The organism is Desertibacillus haloalkaliphilus, assembly GCF_019039105.1.
Classification (GTDB): domain Bacteria; phylum Bacillota; class Bacilli; order Bacillales; family KJ1-10-99; genus Desertibacillus; species Desertibacillus haloalkaliphilus.
Genome location: NZ_JAHPIV010000462.1, coordinates 1 through 353, shown reverse-complemented (window position 1 = coordinate 353; position 353 = coordinate 1). Strand labels below are relative to the sequence as shown.

Annotated in this window: 1 protein-coding gene; it reads right to left on the bottom strand. The window is 36.8% G+C overall.

The window, feature by feature from the left end:
- A partial coding sequence (locus tag KH400_RS22815) for a Gfo/Idh/MocA family protein (RefSeq protein ID WP_217228547.1) occupies window positions 1–353 on the bottom strand: 353 nt, incomplete at both ends.

Sequence of the window (353 nt, the reverse complement as noted above, 5' to 3'; positions counted from 1 at the left end):
CATGAATCCAACTTGAACTAGTTTTTTGCCTTGTTTCATTTCTGCTTCAACAATTCGTAAGCATCCTTCTGCAGTTGTTGCTAAAGGTTTTTCACAGAATACATATTTTCCAGCTTCAACAGCTGCTAATACAGTTGCTTCATGAGCAGGTCCCCAGCTTGTTACAACAACTACATCGACATTCTCGTCTGCAATTAATGCTAAATCATTCGGATATACAACAGCATCTAATTGGTATTGTTCAACCGTTTGTTTTGCCGAATCTTGATTAACATCTGTTACAGCTACAATTTTTCCACCAGATAAAGAGTTTGTAATTCGATTAATATGTTCTCTTCCAATTGCACCAGTAC